We start from the raw sequence: 5430 nt of genomic DNA, 5'->3' as shown, positions 1-5430 counted from the left end.
TATCGGCTATTTCCCGCAAAACCAAGGGGCGCATGGCGATTTCGCCGTGCGTGAAGAAGCTCTTTTGACGCTCGACAATCGCTTGCGAGACACGCAGGATCGTATCGAAGCGCTGCTGGATGTTCTTGATCAGCCAACGTGCTTCCTGCAGCTTCTGCTGCAGATTGGCAGCGCCCGATTCACCGCGGCTGCTGCGCAGGATCTGCGCGTACATGTCGTTGATGCGCAGCCGCGGCATGACGTCGGGGTTCAGTTGCGCCATCCAGCCTGCGCTTGTCTTGCGCACAATCACGTCGGGCACCACGAAATCCGCTTCGGCGCGGCCGAATGCATGACCCGGAAACGGTGCCAGTGAACGAATCAGCTCATGCGCAGCTTTCAGTGTGGGTTCGTCGACGCACAATGCCTTCTTCAAGCGCGTGTAGTCGCGCGCGGCCAGCAGTTCGAGATGCTGATTAACGATGATGAGCGCCAGCCCTTTCGCTGGCGAATCGAGCCGATGCAATTGCAACGACAGGCATTCGGCCGCTGAGCGCGCGCCAATGCCGGGCGGATCAAAGCTCTGCAGCATGCGCAGCGCGGCTTGCAGTTCGTCGAGTTCGACTTCGAGTTCGGCCGGCAGATCTGCGAGGATTTCGTCGAGCGTGCCCGACAGATAACCTTCGTCGTCGAGCGATTCGATCAGGAAGATGACGAGGCCCTTGTCGCGCATCGAGAGCTTGAGCGGCGCGAGTTGTTCCATGAGGAATTCGCGCAGGCTTTGCTCGGCTTCGCGCAACTGCAGTGGCGCGCGATCGTCTTCGTCGGATTGCGGCTTGCGGGCGAAGTCGTCGAGGCTCCAGTCGGAGCGGTCGGAACCGTAGTCGCTGTCGAAATCGGATCCGTTGTCGAACGAGGATTCGGAGGTGTCGTTGCTGTCGGCGCCATTGGGCGACGGCGGCGGGGATTCGGTCGGCAGCGGGGTGGCGCTGCTGCTCTGCAGTGCGTTGACGGAGCCATCCGCGCCGATGCGTGCGGAGGTATCCAGCCACTCGTTCTCCCGCTCCAGCAGCGGGTTTTCAGTCAGCGCCTGCTCGACTTCCTGCTGCAGCTCGATGGTCGACAGCTGCAGCAGGCGGATCGACTGCTGCAGTTGCGGCGTGAGCGCCAGGTGTTGAGAAAGGCGGAGCTGGAGCGACTGTTTCATGCGGGCTATTCTATGCCCAACAGTCGATCGATGGAACGGATTTTGCTTTAAGGTGCGCCGTTGCGACGTCCGTATGGACTAGGCGATGGCGTTTGTCACATGCGGAAGTTGTCGCCCAGGTAGACCTTGCGCACGTCTTCGTTCTCGATGATCTGCGCGGGGCTACCGGCGGCCAGCACCGCGCCTTCGCTGATGATGTAGGCGTGATCGCAGATGCCCAGCGTTTCGCGCACGTTGTGATCGGTGATCAGCACGCCGATGTTGCGGTCTTTCAGGAAGCTGACGATGCGTTGGATCTCGCCCACGGCGATCGGGTCCACGCCGGCAAACGGTTCATCGAGCAGGATGAAGCGCGGCGACGAGGCCAGTGCCCGGGCAATTTCCACGCGGCGGCGCTCGCCGCCCGACAGCGACAGCGCGGGGTTGTCGCGCAGGTGGGCGATCTGCAGGTCGTCGAGCAGCGTGTCCAGGCGGCGGTTGACCGCGTCTTGCGAGAGCGGCTTGCCGTCCTGCTCCTGCAGCTCGAGCACGGCGCGGATGTTCTCCTGCACGTTGAGCTTGCGGAACACCGAGGCTTCCTGCGGCAGGTACGACAGGCCCATGCGCGCGCGCTGGTGGATCGGCAGGCCGCTGATGTGCTCGCCGTCGAGCACGATGTCGCCGGCGTCCAGCGCGACCAGCCCCACGATCATGTAGAACGACGTGGTCTTGCCTGCGCCATTGGGGCCGAGCAGGCCGACCACCTCGCCGCTCTTGACGTCGAGCGACACGTCCTTGACCACCGTACGCGTGCCATAGCGCTTCTTCAGGTGACGCACCACCAGCGTGCTGGAGATGGCGGCCTGCGGCGCGGCGGACTTGGGGGCGAGGGTGGTGGCGGACATAGGCGAAACGAGAAAGACGGGCGGAGCGGATCAGGGTTTGGCGGCGGGCGTGGACGGCGCCGCAGGGGCCGGTGCTGGCGACGCTGCCGGCGCGCTGCTGCGCGGCGCGAGGACGGCGCGCACACGGCCCGACGGGTTGGCCGCCGTGGCATTGTCCGCGCCGCCGGACGCCGTGTAGAACTCCTTCTGGCCGTCATACGTGATGACCGCGCCGCGGATCTCGTCGAGCTGCGTGGCGCCCTGCAGGCGTTCCATGCGGGCGCGGTTGATCAGCTTGGAGATCTCCTGCTTGCCGTCGTATTCGATGCGCTCGCCGTAGCCCTGGATGTACTCGTCGACGTTGTCGCGCTTCTGGCGGATGAACGCGAGGTTGCCGGGCTTGGCGGTGGCGATGGCGTAGTTGTAGCCCTCCGGGTCGGTGCGCAGCTCGGCGGCGTCCGAGCGCAGCACCATGGTGCCCTTGGTCAGCACCACATTGCCGGTCAGATGGTAGACCTGCTTCACGTCGTCGTAGCTGGCGTTGTCGGCTTCGAGCACCAGCGGCTTGTCGCGGTCGGCGCGTTCGGCGTGCGCGGGCAGGGCCGGCAGCAGCAGCGCGGCAATCAGGGCCAGCGGGGCAAGGCCGGCAACGCGGAGGGAATCGGTCATGGAAGTCGGATCGGAGAGAAGCGCGGTCGAGGGCGTGATCTGAGGGCCGGAGCGCAAGTTTACTGCTTCGGCGCCCCCAGCCCTTCGATTCGGCCGCGCACATTGCCCTGCAATTGTACTTGGCGCGTCACGTTATTGAAGACGAGGCCGTTGGCGTTCATGATCGACGGCCCGCGATGCAGCTCGACCGGTTTGTCGGTGCGCACCACGTCGTCGTTGAGCAGGACCTGGAAGTAGGTCGAATTGGCGGTCATCAGCGGGTCCTGGTGGGCGTCGGGGCCCTGGGCGCGCACGACCTTGGCGTTGTCGTACAGATCGATGATGGTGCCTTCGCCGTTCATCTTGCCCAGATCGGCGCGGGCGGTGACCTGCGGTCGGTCGGGGGCGTAGACCCGCAGCGCCGGGTACGTGACGTCGTAGGTCAGGTCGTCCTCGTAATGATTCATGTGGACGCCGGTGAAGCGGTATTTGGTGACGCCGGTCTCGTCCAGCGCGGTGGCCGAGATGCCGTCCATGGTGTAGTCGGCGGTGTGGCGCTTGGGGCGGGTTGCGGTCTCGTCGGTTTGCGGCGTGTTGACCTGCACCAGCAGGAAGGTCACGCCGCACACCAGCGCCATCAGCAGGATCGGCAGCCCGCGCAGCATGATCTGCAGCAGGGTCGCCATGATGTGTTGGGTGCGTTCGCTGGCCATGGTTTATGGGGAGTCGGGTGCCGACAGCGCGCGCGCGAGCAGTGCGTCGTAGGCGCCCTGTGCCTTGAGGATCAGGTCGGCGACTTCGCGCACCGCGCCACGCCCACCGGCCGCTTGCGCAACGTAGTGGCAGCGGCCGCGCACCTCGGCGTGGGCCTGGGCGGGGCAGGCGGCAAAGCCCACCTGCACGATCACGGGCAGGTCGGGCCAGTCGTCGCCCATGTAGCCGGCGTCGGCGGGCAGCAATGCCGTGGCGGCAAGCAGATGGGCAAAGGCTTCGCGCTTGTCGGCAACGCCTTGGTACAGATGCTCGATGCCGAGTTCCCCGGCGCGCCAGGCGACGATCTCGGACTGCCGCCCGGTAATGATGGCCGGCGTGACGCCTGCCTGGGCCAGCAGCTTGATGCCGTGGCCGTCGAGCGTGTCGAAGGCCTTGCTGATCTCGCCCTCGGGGCCGACCAGCAGGCGGCCGTCGGTGAGCACGCCGTCCACGTCGAAGATCATCAGGCGCACGCGCGCGGCGCGTTCCATCGCCTGCGGAAAGCGCGCGTCGATGTTGCTGTGGACGGGAGAATCGGGCGGGGCGGACATCAGCGGGGGTCAGATGACCTTGGCGCGCGTGAGGTCGTGGATGTGTAGCGCGCCCACCAGCATGCCGGCGGCATCGACCACCAGGAGCTGGTTAATGCGGTGCGTTTCCATCACTTCGACGGCCTCGACGGCGAGCTGGTCCGGGCCGACCGAACGCGGGTTGTGGTGCATGACGTCGGCGATGGGCACGGTGCGCCAGTCGCGCGGGGTTTCCAGCAGGCGGCGCAGGTCGCCGTCGGTGAAGACGCCCACGGCGCGGCCTTGCGCGTCGACCACGGCCGTCATCGCCATGCCCTTGCGCGTGATTTCCATCAGCGCCTGGGACAGCGGCGTGTCTTCCAGCACGCGCGGCACGGCGTCGCCCGCGCGCATGACGTCGCGCACGTGGGTGAGCAGCTTGCGGCCGAGCGAGCCGCCCGGGTGCGAGCGGGCAAAGTCATCGGCGCCGAAGCCGCGCGCGTCGAGCACGGCCACGGCCAGCGCGTCGCCCAGCGCCATCTGCGCGGTGGTGCTGGCGGTCGGCGCGAGGTTGAGCGGGCAGGCTTCGACGTCGACGTGCGAGTTCAGCACGATGTCGGCGTGCGTGCCGAGCGAGGACTGCGGGTTGCCCGTCACGGCGATCAGCTTGGCACCCAGGCGCTTGACCAGCGGCAGGATGGCGTTCAACTCCGACACTTCGCCGGAATTGGAGAAGCCGATGAAGACGTCGTCGCGCGTGACCATGCCGAGGTCGCCATGGCTGGCTTCGGCCGGGTGCACGAAGAAGGCCGGCGTGCCGGTCGAGGCCAGCGTGGCCGCAATCTTGCGCGCAATGTGACCGGACTTGCCCATGCCGGACACGACCACACGGCCGGTGCAGCCGAGCACCATCTCGACCGCGCGCGCAAAGTCGGCGGACACCTGGGATTTGAGGCCGAGCACGGCTTGCGCTTCGATGTCGAAGGTCTGCTGCGCCAGCGCAAGCGCTCGATCCGGATTGAAATTCGCTATCATGGCGGCGAAGTATAACAACGATTGATACCGGCCCCAGTCGCCCACAGCGCGCTGGGGCTTGGCTTGCGGGGGAGTGGCGGAGCGTGCGGGCGCACCGCCTTGCTGCGCCGCAGCATCCTGCTTCCGACCATCCTTTCATCCCGTCGCCACGCTGCGGTTTCTACACTACGGCGTCTCGCGTGTCGCGTTCCTGGCCTTCCGGTATCAGTCCTGGCATCGGTCTTGCAAAGGTGCTGCGTGTCGTTTGCTGCACGCACCGTTCCGATACCTGGGGCGCCGCCTCCTGTTTTCCAACCCTGTCGCCTGGTTTTTCGCGTCGCATGCACTCGCCGCTGGAACTCACCCTCGTGTTGTTGGCCGCCGCCGTGATCGGCGTGGTGTTGTTCCGCATGCTGCAATTGCCGCCGATGCTGGCCTACCTGGTGGTGGGCGTGCT

The 5430-nt window shown here is 66.2% G+C and carries 6 protein-coding genes; all 6 read right to left on the bottom strand.

Annotation, left to right across the window (positions count from 1 at the left end; genetic code table 11):
* Positions 1–1186: RNA polymerase factor sigma-54 (locus QZ609_RS24115; RefSeq protein ID WP_295500277.1), on the bottom strand; the 1186-nt coding region annotated here is incomplete at its 3' end.
* Positions 1187–1281: 95 nt separating this feature from the next.
* Positions 1282–2070: an LPS export ABC transporter ATP-binding protein gene (gene lptB, locus QZ609_RS24110; protein WP_295500274.1), complete on the bottom strand. Its 789-nt coding sequence runs from the start codon at positions 2068–2070 to the stop codon at positions 1282–1284.
* A 30-nt stretch (positions 2071–2100) separates the two neighbouring features.
* Positions 2101–2718, bottom strand: coding sequence for a lipopolysaccharide transport periplasmic protein LptA (gene lptA, locus QZ609_RS24105; RefSeq protein ID WP_295500271.1), 618 nt, complete (start codon positions 2716–2718; stop codon positions 2101–2103).
* 59 nt (positions 2719–2777) lie between these two features.
* The gene (gene lptC / locus QZ609_RS24100) at positions 2778–3410 is read right to left on the bottom strand and encodes an LPS export ABC transporter periplasmic protein LptC (protein ID WP_295500268.1); all 633 of its coding nucleotides are present in this window, start codon (positions 3408–3410) and stop codon (positions 2778–2780) included.
* A 3-nt stretch (positions 3411–3413) separates the two neighbouring features.
* Positions 3414–4001 carry an HAD family hydrolase gene (locus QZ609_RS24095; RefSeq protein ID WP_295500265.1) on the bottom strand — a complete coding sequence of 196 codons (588 nt, stop codon included), beginning with the start codon at positions 3999–4001 and terminating at the stop codon, positions 3414–3416.
* Between the two features lie 9 nt (positions 4002–4010).
* Complete coding sequence (locus tag QZ609_RS24090) at positions 4011–4994, bottom strand: KpsF/GutQ family sugar-phosphate isomerase (RefSeq protein ID WP_295500263.1); 984 nt, start codon at positions 4992–4994, stop codon at positions 4011–4013.
* Positions 4995–5430 lie beyond the last annotated feature (436 nt).

This window comes from uncultured Ralstonia sp. (assembly GCA_913056305.1).
Classification (GTDB): domain Bacteria; phylum Pseudomonadota; class Gammaproteobacteria; order Burkholderiales; family Burkholderiaceae; genus Ralstonia.
The sequence above is the reverse complement of the archived record's forward strand: the minus strand, read 5'-3'. Positions and strand labels throughout refer to the sequence as shown.